Annotated in this window: 12 protein-coding genes; 1 reads left to right on the top strand and 11 read right to left on the bottom strand. The window is 66.6% G+C overall.

Translation table 11 applies throughout. From position 1 onward, the window contains the following. Positions 1–276 precede the first annotated feature (276 nt). The 3 genes from H143_RS0102235 to H143_RS0102225 all read right to left on the bottom strand — a co-directional run bounded on the left by H143_RS0102235 (position 277) and on the right by H143_RS0102225 (position 3,301). Positions 277–849, bottom strand: coding sequence for a cytochrome b (locus tag H143_RS0102235; RefSeq protein WP_019936593.1), 573 nt, complete (start codon positions 847–849; stop codon positions 277–279). A 341-nt stretch (positions 850–1,190) separates the two neighbouring features. Beyond that, positions 1,191–2,342 carry a CaiB/BaiF CoA-transferase family protein gene (locus H143_RS0102230; protein ID WP_019936592.1) on the bottom strand — a complete coding sequence of 384 codons (1,152 nt, stop codon included), beginning with the start codon at positions 2,340–2,342 and terminating at the stop codon, positions 1,191–1,193. 5 nt (positions 2,343–2,347) lie between these two features. Then, entirely contained in the window at positions 2,348–3,301 is a 954-nt protein-coding gene (locus H143_RS0102225; protein WP_019936591.1) for a hydroxymethylglutaryl-CoA lyase, read from the bottom strand. 209 nt (positions 3,302–3,510) lie between these two features. On the opposite strand from H143_RS0102225, the gene H143_RS0102220 reads away from it, so the two are divergent. Next, a complete protein-coding gene (locus H143_RS0102220; RefSeq protein ID WP_019936590.1) occupies positions 3,511–4,482 on the top strand; it encodes a LysR family transcriptional regulator in 972 nt (323 codons plus the stop codon). A 22-nt stretch (positions 4,483–4,504) separates the two neighbouring features. On the opposite strand, the gene H143_RS0102215 is transcribed toward H143_RS0102220, so the two are convergent. The 8 genes from H143_RS0102215 to H143_RS19785 form a co-directional block, all read right to left on the bottom strand. After that, entirely contained in the window at positions 4,505–5,941 is a 1,437-nt protein-coding gene (locus H143_RS0102215; RefSeq protein ID WP_019936589.1) for an MFS transporter, read from the bottom strand. 254 nt (positions 5,942–6,195) lie between these two features. Then, a complete protein-coding gene (locus tag H143_RS0102210; RefSeq protein ID WP_155803300.1) occupies positions 6,196–6,573 on the bottom strand; it encodes a DUF4087 domain-containing protein in 378 nt (125 codons plus the stop codon). A 53-nt stretch (positions 6,574–6,626) separates the two neighbouring features. Next, positions 6,627–7,022: a hypothetical protein gene (locus tag H143_RS0102205; RefSeq protein ID WP_019936587.1), complete on the bottom strand. Its 396-nt coding sequence runs from the start codon at positions 7,020–7,022 to the stop codon at positions 6,627–6,629. A 313-nt stretch (positions 7,023–7,335) separates the two neighbouring features. Beyond that, positions 7,336–7,797: a dihydrofolate reductase family protein gene (locus H143_RS0102200; protein ID WP_019936586.1), complete on the bottom strand. Its 462-nt coding sequence runs from the start codon at positions 7,795–7,797 to the stop codon at positions 7,336–7,338. A 363-nt stretch (positions 7,798–8,160) separates the two neighbouring features. After that, positions 8,161–8,994: a class II aldolase/adducin family protein gene (locus H143_RS0102195; RefSeq protein ID WP_155803298.1), complete on the bottom strand. Its 834-nt coding sequence runs from the start codon at positions 8,992–8,994 to the stop codon at positions 8,161–8,163. Between the two features lie 11 nt (positions 8,995–9,005). After that, positions 9,006–9,980 carry a ketopantoate reductase family protein gene (locus H143_RS0102190; protein ID WP_019936583.1) on the bottom strand — a complete coding sequence of 325 codons (975 nt, stop codon included), beginning with the start codon at positions 9,978–9,980 and terminating at the stop codon, positions 9,006–9,008. Between the two features lie 16 nt (positions 9,981–9,996). After that, the gene (locus H143_RS0102185; RefSeq protein ID WP_019936582.1) at positions 9,997–10,722 is read right to left on the bottom strand and encodes an ABC transporter ATP-binding protein; all 726 of its coding nucleotides are present in this window, start codon (positions 10,720–10,722) and stop codon (positions 9,997–9,999) included. Positions 10,723–10,737: 15 nt separating this feature from the next. After that, on the bottom strand, positions 10,738–12,585 hold the full coding sequence (locus H143_RS19785; protein WP_196801342.1) for an ATP-binding cassette domain-containing protein: 1,848 nt from the start codon (positions 12,583–12,585) through the stop codon (positions 10,738–10,740). Between the last annotated feature and the right edge of the window lie 51 nt (positions 12,586–12,636).

Here is a 12,636-nt window from a genome sequence, read left to right as displayed (position 1 = left end):
CGCAGCGCAAATTTTTCATGCATCGAAATGCTCAAGGAGCAAATGCTCCAGCGGTTCGCGCTGCGTGCGGGAACCCAAATCGATGGGCCTTTCTTGCATCCATTCCTGCATCTTCTTGGGCAGCGACTCTATCTATGCGTCGAAAGCGGCAGGATTGGCAAGCAGTTCGTCGATGGCTTTCTCGCGCCATGTCAGGTAAATGTTAAGGAGCTAGGGGAAACCGGCTTGATCGCGGCCTTCGGCGCTGATGCGCGCCGCGGGCGGGTGGGCGCTGCCCTAGCGGCCGGCTTTGGAGCGTCCGGTTGGAAACCAGCGCGGCAGCATGGTGGTGAGCACGTCGTCCTTGAGAACGAAGTGATGGAAAAGCGCGGCCAGCGCGTGCAGTCCCGCAATCCACAGGATCGTGTCGCCCAGCAATGTGTGGATCGAGGCGAACGCCGCACCGGCGCCGTGCGAAGCGCCGATCAAGGGTTGGACGTCGGTCCCGGCAAGCAGCGTCAGAGGATGCCCTTCGAGCCAGGCTCCGGTGATGGCGGTCAGCGGAAGAGCGAGCAACAGCAGATAGAGCAGCCATTGGACGGCTTTTGCCATGAACTCCATCCAGCGGGCGATCTGCGGCGCCTGGGGGCGCGGGGTCATTGCCCGCCACAGCAGGCGCAGCAGAGTCAGCGTGAAGACGCACAGGCCAAGTGTCTCGTGCAGCCGGCGGTCGAACTCGTGCGCGGACGAGTAGACGCGCTGCTCGGGGCCTCCCGGCCCATAAATGAACGCCACGAGGACGAGGATGGCCGTGCACCAATGCAAGAGTTGGGCAACCGAGCCGTATCGGGTGGCGGGGCTTTTTGCCATGGCGTTCTCTATCTGTGGCATCGGATGAAGGGCGGGCCTGCGTGTATCGCGGGGCGGCGAGTTGCCGCCGGATGGCTAGTGTCCTGTCCCATAAGTTCGCGCCCATGAAATCGCGTCTTCGCACGCAAGGCGTTGTTGCGAATCCTCGCGATAGCTCGGGCTATCGCTGTGGTTCGCGCCCAGCCTTGCGGGCCAATCCGTCAATTTCAACTTGGCCGTGAAATTATGGGGCAGAACACCAGCGCGCCTGCCGGCAAGGGTAGCATGGCGCGCGCCGGCAGTCCTGCCCTCGGGCGCTGTTGGCCGGCCCGGGGCCGGTCCTGTCGCCTGCGCCCGATGCCTCAGGCGGTTCGCGCGCCCAGCCCGGCGAGGATTTCGTCGTTGTGCTCGCCGACCTTGGGCAGCGGGCGGCGCACGCCCGGCCGCTGGCCGCTCATCATCAGCGGCAGCAGCACGGTGTGGCCCGTGGAGCCGTCGTCCATCTGCATCGGCACCAGGCCGCCGCTTGCCTTGAGGTGCGGATCGTCGAGCAATTGGTCCGGGCGGACGATGGGCGCGTAGGGTATGCCGGCCGCTTCCAGCCTGGGCGCGAGCGTTGCGGCCTCCTGCCCGGCCAGGATGCCGCCCAGGTCCCGCAGCAGCTGCGGCCGCACCGCCACGCGCAGCGCGTTGCTGGCGTATTGCGGATTGTCGAGTAGTTCCGGGTGATCCAGCAGCTGGCACAGGGTGGTGAACTGCTTGTCGCTCACCGCGCCGATGAACAGTTGCTCGCCATGGGCCAATGTGAAGACATCGTAGACGCTCCATGCCGATACGCGCGAGGGCATGGGCGGCGGTGCCACGCCGGTCATGGCGTACTGCTGCATATGCTGGGATGCCAGGAACACGCAATTCTCGAACAATCCGCTCTGTATCTCCTGGCCCTTGCCGGTGCGGTCGCGTTCGCGCAGCGCAGCCAGCACGCCGAGGGCGCCGAACATGCCGCCCATGATGTCGTTGACGGAGGTGCCGGCGCGCAGCGGGCGCCCGGCGGGTCCGGTCATATACGACAGCCCACCCATCATCTGCACGACTTCGTCCAGCGCCAGGCGATGCGCATAGGGCCCTGGCAGGAAGCCCTTGTGCGACACGTAGACCAGGTGCGGATAATGGGCCGACAGCGACGCGTAATCGAGCCCGAGCGTTTGCATCAGCCCCGGGCGGAAGTTCTCCACTACCACGTCGCACTGGCCGGCAAGTTCGCGCGCGGTGGCGCGCCCCTCGTCGGTCGTGATGTCCAGCACCACGCTTTTCTTGTTGCGGTTGAAGGCGCGAAAGAAGCCGATGCCCAGTCCGGGCAGGTTGCGCGTCTTGTCTCCGCCGGGCGGCTCGATCTTGATGACCTCCGCGCCCAGGTCGGCCAGGATCATTCCGCAGGTCGGGCCCATGACCATGTGCGTGAATTCGAGTACGCGGATGCCATCCAGCGGCAGCGGTGAATTGTCGTGATGCATAGTGCTCAGATCGTGGAAGTGGTTCGGTGAGGAGCCGGGTGCAAGGTCCGGGGCAGGCCGGCGCGCCACAGCGTGCCGCGCAGCGTCTCGCCGCTCAGCCAGCCGGCCAGGCGTTCGCGCAGGGCGAGCAGGCCGCCGATGTCCAGCCCCGTGGCCATGCCCATGCGATCGAGCATGAAGGCCAGGTCCTCCGTGGTGAGGTTGCCGCTTGCGCCGGGCGCGTGCGGGCAGCCGCCGATACCGCCCAGGCAGGCGTCAAAGCGCGTCACGCCGGCCTGCAGGGCGGCATGGACATTGGCCAGCCCCAGGCCGCGCGTGTCGTGAAAGTGCCCGCACCAGAACCGCTCGCCGGCCAGGTCGACGGCGCGCTCGAACAGGCGCGATACGGCGGCCGGATCGGCATAGCCCACCGTGTCGGCCAGGCTCACGCGGTCGGCGCCCGCATCGAGCAGGGCCTGCATCAGGCGCAGTACCTCGTCCGGGTCGACCTCGCCCTGCAGCGTGCATCCGAACGCGGTGCCGACGCCGCCCTCGATCAAGGTCTTCGCGCCGGCGGCGTCGCGCGCTGCACGGATGCGCGCCACTTCGACGACCACGTCGTCGGGCGCCTTGCGCAGGTTGGCCAGGCTGTGGGCGCGGCTGGCCGACAGGGGCACGATCATCAGGTCCACGCCGCAGGCGATGGCGTCCTGCGCACCGCGCAGATTCGGCACCAGCGCCGACACGAACAGGCCGGGCAGCGTGCGCGCGTAAGCGGCGATCTCGGCGGTGTCCGCCAGTTGCGGCAGCAGGCGCGCGGGCACGAACGAGCCGACTTCGATCTCGCGCAGGCCGGCCGCGTGCGCGGCCTGCACCCATTCACGCTTGCGCGCGGTGGAAAGAATCGTCTGAATGCTCTGCAGCCCGTCGCGCAATCCGACTTCGCGGATCACGGCGGCGCTGGGAAAGGGGGCGTTCATAAGGGATACGGCGTCGAAGGGGGCATGCGATGCCCTGACTGTATGCCGTTCTCGGTTGAGGCAACAGCGATCAAATGCGCACGGTTTGGTTCCGGATGGGAAAGCCTGGCGGGCGGTGCGCGGGCATTCCAGAATTTCCGGATATATCTGGGAAAGCTAGAATTTCCTCCTATTCGTTCCAAATGGGAACGTCTTGTGGAGCCTTTCCCATGCGCGACCTGGACCTCACTACCTTGCGTCTATTCGCCGCCGTCTGCGAAACGCGCAATATGGCGCGCGCCGGCGAGCAGGAAAACATCGTCGCCTCGGCCATCAGCAAGCGGCTGGCACAGCTGGAAGACACCGTCGGGGCGGTCCTGCTCGAACGCGGGCGCCGCGGCGCCATTCCCACGCCGGCCGGCGAAATCGTGCTGGCCCACGCCCGCGCCATGCTGGCCGCGGCCGACCGCGTGGCGCGCGACATGGCCGATTACGGCGACGGCATCCGTGGCCAGGTCCGAGTGCTGGCAACCGTATCGTCGATGGCCGAGTTCCTGCCCGACGATATCGCGTCGTTTCTGAGCCGCCCGCAAAGCCGCGACATCCGCGTGACGGTGGAGGAGAGCCTGAGCAGCGATATCGTGCGCGCGCTGCGCGAAGGGTCCGCGCCGCTGGGCGTGTGCTGGGACGCGGCCGACCTGGAGGGGTTCGAAACCCGGTCCTACCGCACCGACCACCTGGCCGTGGCCGTGCACGCGGCGCATCCCCTGGCGGCGCGCAGGCATTGCCGCTTCGACGACACGCTTGAGTTCGACCATGTCGGCCTGCCGGCGCAGACGGCCGTGCACACCATGCTCGCGCGCCATGCCGCGATCCTCGGCCGGGCGATCAAATACCGCGCCGTGGTATCGACCTTCGATGCGTCCTTGCGCTGCGTGCGGGCCGGACTGGGCCTGGCTATCGTGCCGGGCGAGGTTGCCGAGCCCTTCGTCCCGGCCTTCGGTCTACGGGTGGTGCCCTTGAGCGACGAATGGGCGCGGCGCCGCTTTGCGGTGTGCTTTCGCGACCCGGGATCGCTGTCGCCGGCCGCGCGGCTGTTTGTCGAGCACCTGGCTGCGTGCGAAACCAAGGCCGCCGCCGCCAGGCAGGCAAGCCCGGCCAAGAGAAAGAAGGCGGCGCGCAGTCCTCTTGCGCGCCGCTAATGCGGTAGGGCCCGGGGCGCGGCTAGCGCGACAGTTCTTCCAGCCGCAAGCCGTTGCTCCTGGGACCGAAGCCGCCGATCGCCAGCATCACCACGAGCATGCACACGGTGATTCCGGCAAACACGCCCGGTACGCCGAAGTGGCGCAGCAGGAAGGCGATCAGGAAACCCGAGAACATGGCGCCGATGCGGCTGGCCGAATACACGATGCCGTTGGCGCGACAGCGCACGAAGGTGGGGAAGAGCTCGGCCTGATAGGCGTGATAGCAGACCGAGATGGTTTGCCCCGCCAGGCTGATCAGCACGCCCAGCACGGTCAGCGCGAGCGGACTCTGCAATTGCCCGAACGCCACGCCAAACACGATGACCGCAAACGCCGCGCCGACGATCAGCCACTTGCGCTGAATGCGGTCCGCATAGGCCATGGCCAGCAGCGGCCCCACGGGCAGCGCAATGGCAATGATGAAGGCGTACAGCAGGCTCTTGGTAACGGCGATGCCGTGGCCGATGAGCAGGGTCGGCACCCAGCTGGCAAATCCGTAGTAGCCGATGGCCTGGAAGAAGTTGAATACGATCAGCATGACCAGACGCGAACGGTAGGGCGGCTGCCACAGCTGCGCCAGCGATGCACGGCGGTGCGGCGGCTGTGCGACAGCCTGCGGCGGCGGCAAAGCCTTGCCGGATTCGCGCTCGGCGGCCGCTTCCATCTGGCCGACGATGGCGTCCGCCTGCTCGGTGCGGCCGTGCAGGGCCAGCCAGCGCGGACTTTCCGGTCCGGCAAGGCGGATGAACCACACCAGCACCGCGCCGGCCGAGCCCAGCAGCACCACCCAGCGCCAGCCTTCGAATCCCAGCAAGATCGTCGGCACGAGCCAGTACGACAGGATGGCGGCGGCCGGCGCCGCGGCGAACATCACCATCTGGTTGAACGCCATGGCGCGGCCGCGCATGTGCTGCGGCACCAGTTCGGTGACGTAGCTGTCGATGGTCACGATCTCGATACCCACGCCGATGCCGGTGATGAAGCGCCAGACCAGCAAGCCTTCCGGACTGTGTTGGCAGGCCATGATGGCGGAACTGATCGAGTACCACAGCAGCGACACCGTGAACACGGTGCGGCGCCCATAGCGGTCGGGCAACCAGCCCAGCGCGAACGTGCCGACGAAAAGCCCCGCGAACGTGGCGGCAATGAACCCGGCCATGCCATGCAGGCCGAAGAACGCATCGGTCGTGGCCCTGAGCAGGCCGCTCTTTTCCATGCCGGGGGCGATATAGCCCATGAAGATCAGGTCGTAGATCTCGAAGAAGCCGCCCAGCGAGATCAGCAACACCAGCATCCACAAATTTCGCGTGATGGGCAGGCGGTCCATCCGCGCCGAGAGCGCAATGGCGGCGCGGGTGTCTTGAACGGTTTGCGTTGCGGCAGTCGGCGCGTTGTCCGCTGTCATGGGGGGCTGCATGCTTGTCTCCTTGTCGCATGACCGCGCTTCTGTAGAGCGTTCGGTCCGGGGCGCCGATACCGGCGTCGTAGGCCGATGTGGACAGGGGCGTCTTCGGATTGCGTGGCGGCCTGTGCCTTATCGGGTGGCTGCCAATGTAGCGATTCCGGTATGCGAGCAAGGCGCTATTTGGGAAAGGCTGAAGTTCCGATAGGGAAATGTCTGGCGGGGTCTGTGTTTTCAAGCTGAGGGGCGGAAAACCAAGTTCAAGCCCGTCAGGGCCTCACACCTTTGAGCGCCGGATCCCGGCGGCACACGCTGAGCGGGCGAGCATGGGCCGCACGAATGCGCACGACCTCATGGCTGCGCAGGTCGACCGCCACGTTCAGGCAGGCACAGCCGTATCCGTAGTGCCCGTTGGTGTTGACCCATTGTGAGTCCTTGAAATCGGGCCAGTCGCCCTCGGCCTGATGACCGCCCTGGACGCTGACAAGCCACTGGCCGTCACGGTCGAATAACGAGACATTCTGGGGCGTCGGGTTGTCCCACCAGCCGCAGCGGAGTTGATCCTTCTGCGTTGGACTGCCCGCGTATGCGGCGCCTGCCAGCAGCGCGGCACACATCCCGCCCAGCAACATTCCCGCAGTATTCATAAACCTCCCGTGCGAGACGACATACTGAGTTCTCTTTCGTGGTGTGGCAGGCGCTAGTCGCCGCCAAGAGGGCCGCCCAGGCGCAGACGCCCTTCTTCCAGCCAGGCTTCAAAATCCTCGCCGCTCTTGCCGTTCACGTACATCACCTGATACCACTTTTTGTAGGGTTTGTAGACGGTGACCGTGTCGCCGGGGATGAGAAACGTATGCTTAGAAATACATCGGGAGGCGGGAGCCGAATAGAAATAGGCACGCCCCGAACCGGTGACCGTGGCAGAAAGCGGCGGCCTGAAGTTGCCGTCTGGACCTCCGGTATTTTTGGCAAGCCGCTGACATCCTTGCGCGCTCGCGGCAGACGTGTGCGGCGCGGCCAAATTCGCGCACAAGGCAAGGATGATGATTGCTGCCCGTTGACATTTTATCGAGCTATCGCGCACAAGCATGGCCATTTGTCCGTTCCTTGGGCCGTCTTTCCAGGTCGTCGTAGCGTGATGGCTCGGGTAGCCCTGCAGGTCGCGCGGCTTACTGGGCGGGCATCCTGCAGGTGCAACTGCGTAAGATCGCACGCTCGAAGCTTGCTATCAACGGCAGTGAACAGACGCTTCGCCTTCATCAGCCCAGCATCGGCGAAATTCGAGTGTGTGACCAGGGCGCAGATGAATGCCCCGGTTTCACGCGTTCCGGCCCGATCCCTCACGCTTTCCCGAACTCTCTCGAGTCGGGTCAAGCCAGAAGGACGCGCCAGCGTCAGAAATCGCGATGTCACGCTGCGTCAGCGCGCGCTTGGCGCCGCAGCACGACATGCGTGGCCTTCTCCGACGCGACGAATTCAACGCATCCGTATCCCCGCGCCCGCAAGTCGACGCCCGCGAACAGCGGCTCTCCCTGGCCCAGCAGGATCGGGGAGATGGCAAAGTGCCGTTCGTCGATCAGGCCCTCGCGAAGATACTGTCGGATTGTGTCTGGCCCGCCGCCGATCCGCGCGTCCTTTCCGGCAGCGGCCTCGCGTGTGCGGTCGAGCGCTTCGCGCAGGCCTCCTGTCACGAAGTGGAACGTCGTGCCGCCGTCCTTGCCGAACAAGGTTTTCTGAAACATGCGTGTCGGGAACAGCCACTGGTGCAGTTCCGTCCCGCCTATGCCGAGCGGATTGTCGAGGTCTTGATCCGGGCCTGCTCCGTATCCGTCCAGCGAGATAGTCAAGCTCTGAACGCGAACGCGTGTCATCGTTTGTCTCCGTGTAAGTTCTGGTGCAAGGTGGACGGAAAATCTGCACGGTCAGCCGGATTTGGAGGGAATTTATTGGCGCTGTTTTTTGCCTGACTACTTATCTTAGTTCGATCGCCATGGTTATTCCTGACAAGCCACTGCGATTTGCGTCAGTTTCCCCCGCAGCCAGGCGCTTCCCGGATCGGCCTGATCGGGAAGGGCGAGGCGGAGGTCGGGATGCAGGGTCATGTGTCGCAGGCGGGCGGCCGAAGGCGCGGTTGCGAACTGGCTAGCGGCTGTTCAGCGCATCAGTGCTTGTATCGCATCGGCCGGGCGATCCATTTCCGGCCCTGCGGTCAGGTGGCCGCCTCGGCGCCCGAGTTAGACGCAGATCCCCAATTGCTTGGCCCGCCGCATCTTGCGCACGGTCGCATCGAAAAGCTTGATGGCGAAGGCATCGTCCTGGATCAGGCCCGCGGCCAGTCCCGAGCAGCGGCTCTTGATGCCGTCGTCCAGGGCGATGTTCGAGCCCGGCAGGCAGCCCGCGTGATACTGGATCTCGGCCGCGCGCTGCACCGTCCACAGCAGCATGAAGGTGCTGGGAATGTCTTTCTCGCACACCGCGATGCCGTGGTTGCGCAGGGCCAGCACGTGCTTGTCGCCCAGGCTGGCGAGCATGCGCGCCTTCTCGTCGGCGAACAGGGTGATGCCTTCGAAGTCGTGATAGCCCACGCGGCCGAACAGCTGCGCGCCGTAGAAGTCGTCGTGGTGAAAGCCGTCCTGCTTGAGGGTGATGGCCGAGACGGGATTGGTGTGGGTGTGGACGATACAGTGCACGTCGGGCCGCGCGCCGTGGATGGCGCTGTGCAGGGCGAAGCCGGCCGGGTTGGCGGGGTAGGGCGAGGGGTCGATCAGATTGCCGTCCAGGTCGACTTTGAGCAGGTTATCGGGCGTGACTTCGTAATAGTTCAGGCCGAAGGGGTTGACCAGGTAGTGGTTGGCCGGACCGGGCAGGCGGGCCGAAATGTGGTTGAAGATCATTTCGGTCCAGCCCAGGTAGTCGACCAGATGGTAGAAGTCGGCCAGCTGTACGCGCAGCCGCCATTCCTCGTCAGGGATGTGGGCCGGCTTGATATGGGCGGAGTTGTCGGCGTGCAAGGTGTTCTCCTGGGTGGGGGTCTGGATCGAGGCAGAGGCCGCTGGAGGGTGGGTCATGGAGGCTGGGTTCAATAGCCGGAGCGGCGCTCGTCGCGGAAACGCGTGATCGACAGCACCGCGCGGGTCACGGGCATGGAAATAGCGTAGCGCTCGGCCAGCTCCAGCACGGCATCGCCGATGGCGGCCAGTTCCAGCGGGCGGCCCGCCTGGAAGTCCTGCAGCATCGAGGTGCGAAACGAACCCAGCTTGGCGGCGCGGTCGAGCATGGCGAGCCGGGTTTCGGTGAGCTGCGCGCCGTAGGCCTGGGCCACGGCGATGGTTTCGTCGATGATGCTTGCCGCGACCGGGCGCAGCGGGCCGGGGCTGTAGATCTGACCCAGCGTGGCGCCGCCGGCGGCGACGGACACGGGGTTGGAGCTGAGGTTGGCGGCGACCTTGGACCAGACGTTGTCGCGGATGCGGTCGCTGGCTTGGGCGGCGATGCCCGCCGCGCTCAATGTGTCGCACAGCCGGCGCACGCGATCGGTCGCCGGGCCGCCCGGTTCGCCCAGGATCAGCTTGTGCGGGCTGTTCGAGACGACCGCGCCCGGCCCGGTGGTCTCGGCCGTCATGTAAACCACGCAGCCCACGAGCCGCGCCAGCGGGGTCACGGCCAGCAGCGCCCCGCCCGGGTCCACGGCCTGGACGTGCTTGCCCGCGTGCGGGCCGCCTTCGGCGTGGAAGTACCACCAGGGTATGCCGTTGATGGTGGGCACGATGACGGTATCGGGGCCGATCATCGGCGCGCACAGCGCCAGCACCTCGGCCAGCTGGTGGGTCTTGGTGCAGAGAAAAAGCACGTCCTGCAGGCCGAATTCGGCCTTGTCGCTGGCCGGCACGCGCACGTGCGCCTGACCGCAGAGGTCGTGCAAGGTCAGGCCCTTCTCGCGCAGCGCGGCCAGGGTGGCGCCGCGCGCCAGCACGCTGACATCCTGGCCGGCATGGGCCAGGCGCGCGGCCAGCACCCCGCCGATGGCGCCGGCGCCGGCTATGCCGATGCGCATATCGACTCCGTCATTTTCAATGGCCTCCCATGCCCAGGTAGACCTCGATCACGCGCGGGTCCTTGGCCAGTTCGGCGGCCGGACCCTCGAGCGTGACGGCACCGGTCTCCAGCACATAGGCATAGTCGGCCACCTGCAGGGCCGCGCGGGCATTTTGCTCGACCAGCAGGATGGACACGCCCAGCTTGCGCAGTTCGGACACGATGCGCAGCACTTCGCGCACGATGCGCGGGGCCAGGCCCAGGCTGGGTTCGTCGAGCATCAGCAGCTTGGGCTTGGCCATGAGCGCGCGGCCCACGGCCAGCATCTGGCGCTCGCCGCCCGACAGCGTGCCGGACAACTGGGCGCGGCGCTCCTTCAGGCGGGGAAAGAGATCGTAGACTTCGCGCAGGGATTCGGACTGGTCGCGCTCGCCTTTGCGATAGCGGTGAAAGCCGCCGAGCACCAGGTTGTCTTCCACGCTCATCTCGGCGAACAGCTCACGCTTTTCCGGAACCAGGCCCATGCCGGCAGCGACCATTTCCTCGATCTGCGCCTGTTCGCGGGCCTGGCCGCAGAAATGGATGGCGCCGCGCGAAGGCAGCACGCCCATGATGGCCGAGAGCAGCGTGGTCTTGCCGGCGCCGTTGGGGCCGATGACGGTGACGATCTGGCCCGGAGCCACATCGAGATTGACGCCTGCGACCGCGGTCACCTTGCCGTAGGCGACCTGCAGGCCGCGGATTTCCAGCAATTTGTTCATATTGCCCCCTTGGCGCTACGCGCCGTCCCCCCGAGGAGGAATGCGTCCTCGAGGCGGCTCGGCGGACGCGTCATCGTCGATCCCGCCCAGATAGGCCTCGAGCACGGCCGGGTTGGTCTGGATGTCGGCCGGCAGGCCTTCGGCGATCTTCTGGCCGAAGTCCATCACCACGACGCGGTCGACCAGATTCATGACGAAGTCCATATCGTGTTCGACCAGCAGCACGGCCATGCCTTCGGAACCCAGGCGCGACAGCAGCTGGGCCAGTTCCTGCTTTTCCTGGTGGCGCAGGCCGGCGGCGGGTTCGTCGAGCAGCAGCACGAAGGGGTCGGCGGCCAGGGCGCGCGCGACTTCCAGAATGCGTTGCTGTCCCAGGGCCAGCGCGCCGGCGGGCGTGTGCATGTGCGGGCCCAGGCCCACGCGTTCGATCTGGCGGGCCGCCTCGGCCAGCAGGCGCGCTTCCTCGGCGCGGTCGCGGCGCCAGGCCGAGCGCAGGATGCCGCTGGTGCCGCGCAGGTGCGCGCCGATGGCCACGTTTTCCAGCACGCTCATGCGGCCCAGCAGGCGCACGTGCTGGAAGGTGCGCGACAGGCCCAGCCTGGCGACGGCGCGCGCGCCGAGGCCGGTGACGTCCCGGCCGCGCAGCGTGACGCGGCCCGAGGTGGGCGTATCCACGCCGGAGATCTGATTGAACATGGTGCTCTTGCCGGCGCCGTTCGGGCCGATCAGCGCCAGGATCTCGCCGGCGCGGATGTCCAGCGACATCTGGTCGTTGGCCACCAGGCCGCCGAAGCGGCGGGTGATCTCGCGCGCCTGCAGCACCACCTCGCCGCGCGCCGGCATGGGCTGGCGGGGCAGCGGCTCGGCCGTGGCGTCGATGCGGCGCTGCGCGGCGCGCACCGGTACGCGCCGCGACAGGGTGGGCCACAGGCCGACGCGCGCGCGGTGCAGCAGCAGCACCATGCCGAAGCCGAAGACGATGGTCTCGAAATTGCCGGTATGGCCCAAGAGGCGCGGCAGCAGGTCCTGCAGCCACTGGTTCAGCACGGTGAAAATGCCGGCGCCGATCACCGCGCCCCATACGTAGCCTATGCCGCCGATCACCGCCATGAACAGGTACTCGATGCCCTGTTCGACGCTGAAGGGGTTGGGGTTGATGAAGCGCTGGAAATGCGCGTACAGCCAACCCGCCGCGCAGGCCTGCAGCGCGGCGATGATGAAGATGATCATGCGCGCCTGGGCCGTATCCACGCCCATGGACTCGGCCATGACGCGGCCGCCGCGCAGGGCGCGGATGGCGCGGCCCATGCGCGAGTCCAGCAGGTTCTGCGTGGTCCAGACGCCCAGCAACAGGAAGACCCAGATCAGGTAGTAGATCTGGTTGCCGTGCATGAGCTGCAGGCCGAAGACCGAAATCGGCGGAATGTCGCTCAGGCCGGTGTAGCCGCCCAGCCCGTCGACCGTGCTAAAGAGATAGAACAGGCTCAGGCCCCAGGCCAGCGTGCCCAGTGGCAGGAAATGCCCGGAAAGCTTGAGGGTGATGGCGCCCAGCACATAGGCCACGGCCAGCGTGATCAGCAGTCCGGCCAGCAGTCCGATCCAGGGCGTGCCCAACCAGGCCAGGGCATGGGGCAGGCGGGACGCGTTCAGGCAGAGTACGGCGCTGGTGTAGGCGCCCAGCCCGACGAAAGCCGCCTGGCCAAAGGAGGTCAGGCCGCCGACGCCGGTGAGCAGAACCAGGCCGACGGCGGTCAGCGCGGACAGCCCGATGTAGTCGAGCAGGGTGACGTAGAAAGGCGGCAGGAACAGCGGGGCCAGCGCCAGCAGGACGATGAAGATCGAGACCAGATGGCGCGGACGCAGCCTCGTGTCGGACAGGTGTCCTGCCTGGCGCCGCGCGTCTTCTCCCCGGGC

It is taken from the genome of Bordetella sp. FB-8, from assembly GCF_000382185.1.
In the GTDB taxonomy this organism is placed as follows: domain Bacteria; phylum Pseudomonadota; class Gammaproteobacteria; order Burkholderiales; family Burkholderiaceae_B; genus Bordetella.
The sequence above is the reverse complement of the archived record's forward strand: the minus strand, read 5'-3'. Positions and strand labels throughout refer to the sequence as shown.

Coding starts and splice junctions, on each gene's coding strand:
- H143_RS0102235 (WP_019936593.1), bottom strand. CDS start 849: ATGGCAAAAAGCCCCGCCACCCGATACGGCTCGGTTGCCCAACTCTTG.
- H143_RS0102230 (WP_019936592.1), bottom strand. CDS start 2,342: ATGCATCACGACAATTCACCGCTGCCGCTGGATGGCATCCGCGTACTC.
- H143_RS0102225 (WP_019936591.1), bottom strand. CDS start 3,301: ATGAACGCCCCCTTTCCCAGCGCCGCCGTGATCCGCGAAGTCGGATTG.
- H143_RS0102220 (WP_019936590.1), top strand. CDS start 3,511: ATGCGCGACCTGGACCTCACTACCTTGCGTCTATTCGCCGCCGTCTGC.
- H143_RS0102215 (WP_019936589.1), bottom strand. CDS start 5,941: ATGCAGCCCCCCATGACAGCGGACAACGCGCCGACTGCCGCAACGCAA.
- H143_RS0102210 (WP_155803300.1), bottom strand. CDS start 6,573: ATGAATACTGCGGGAATGTTGCTGGGCGGGATGTGTGCCGCGCTGCTG.
- H143_RS0102205 (WP_019936587.1), bottom strand. CDS start 7,022: ATGGCCATGCTTGTGCGCGATAGCTCGATAAAATGTCAACGGGCAGCA.
- H143_RS0102200 (WP_019936586.1), bottom strand. CDS start 7,797: ATGACACGCGTTCGCGTTCAGAGCTTGACTATCTCGCTGGACGGATAC.
- H143_RS0102195 (WP_155803298.1), bottom strand. CDS start 8,994: ATGACCCACCCTCCAGCGGCCTCTGCCTCGATCCAGACCCCCACCCAG.
- H143_RS0102190 (WP_019936583.1), bottom strand. CDS start 9,980: ATGCGCATCGGCATAGCCGGCGCCGGCGCCATCGGCGGGGTGCTGGCC.
- H143_RS0102185 (WP_019936582.1), bottom strand. CDS start 10,722: ATGAACAAATTGCTGGAAATCCGCGGCCTGCAGGTCGCCTACGGCAAG.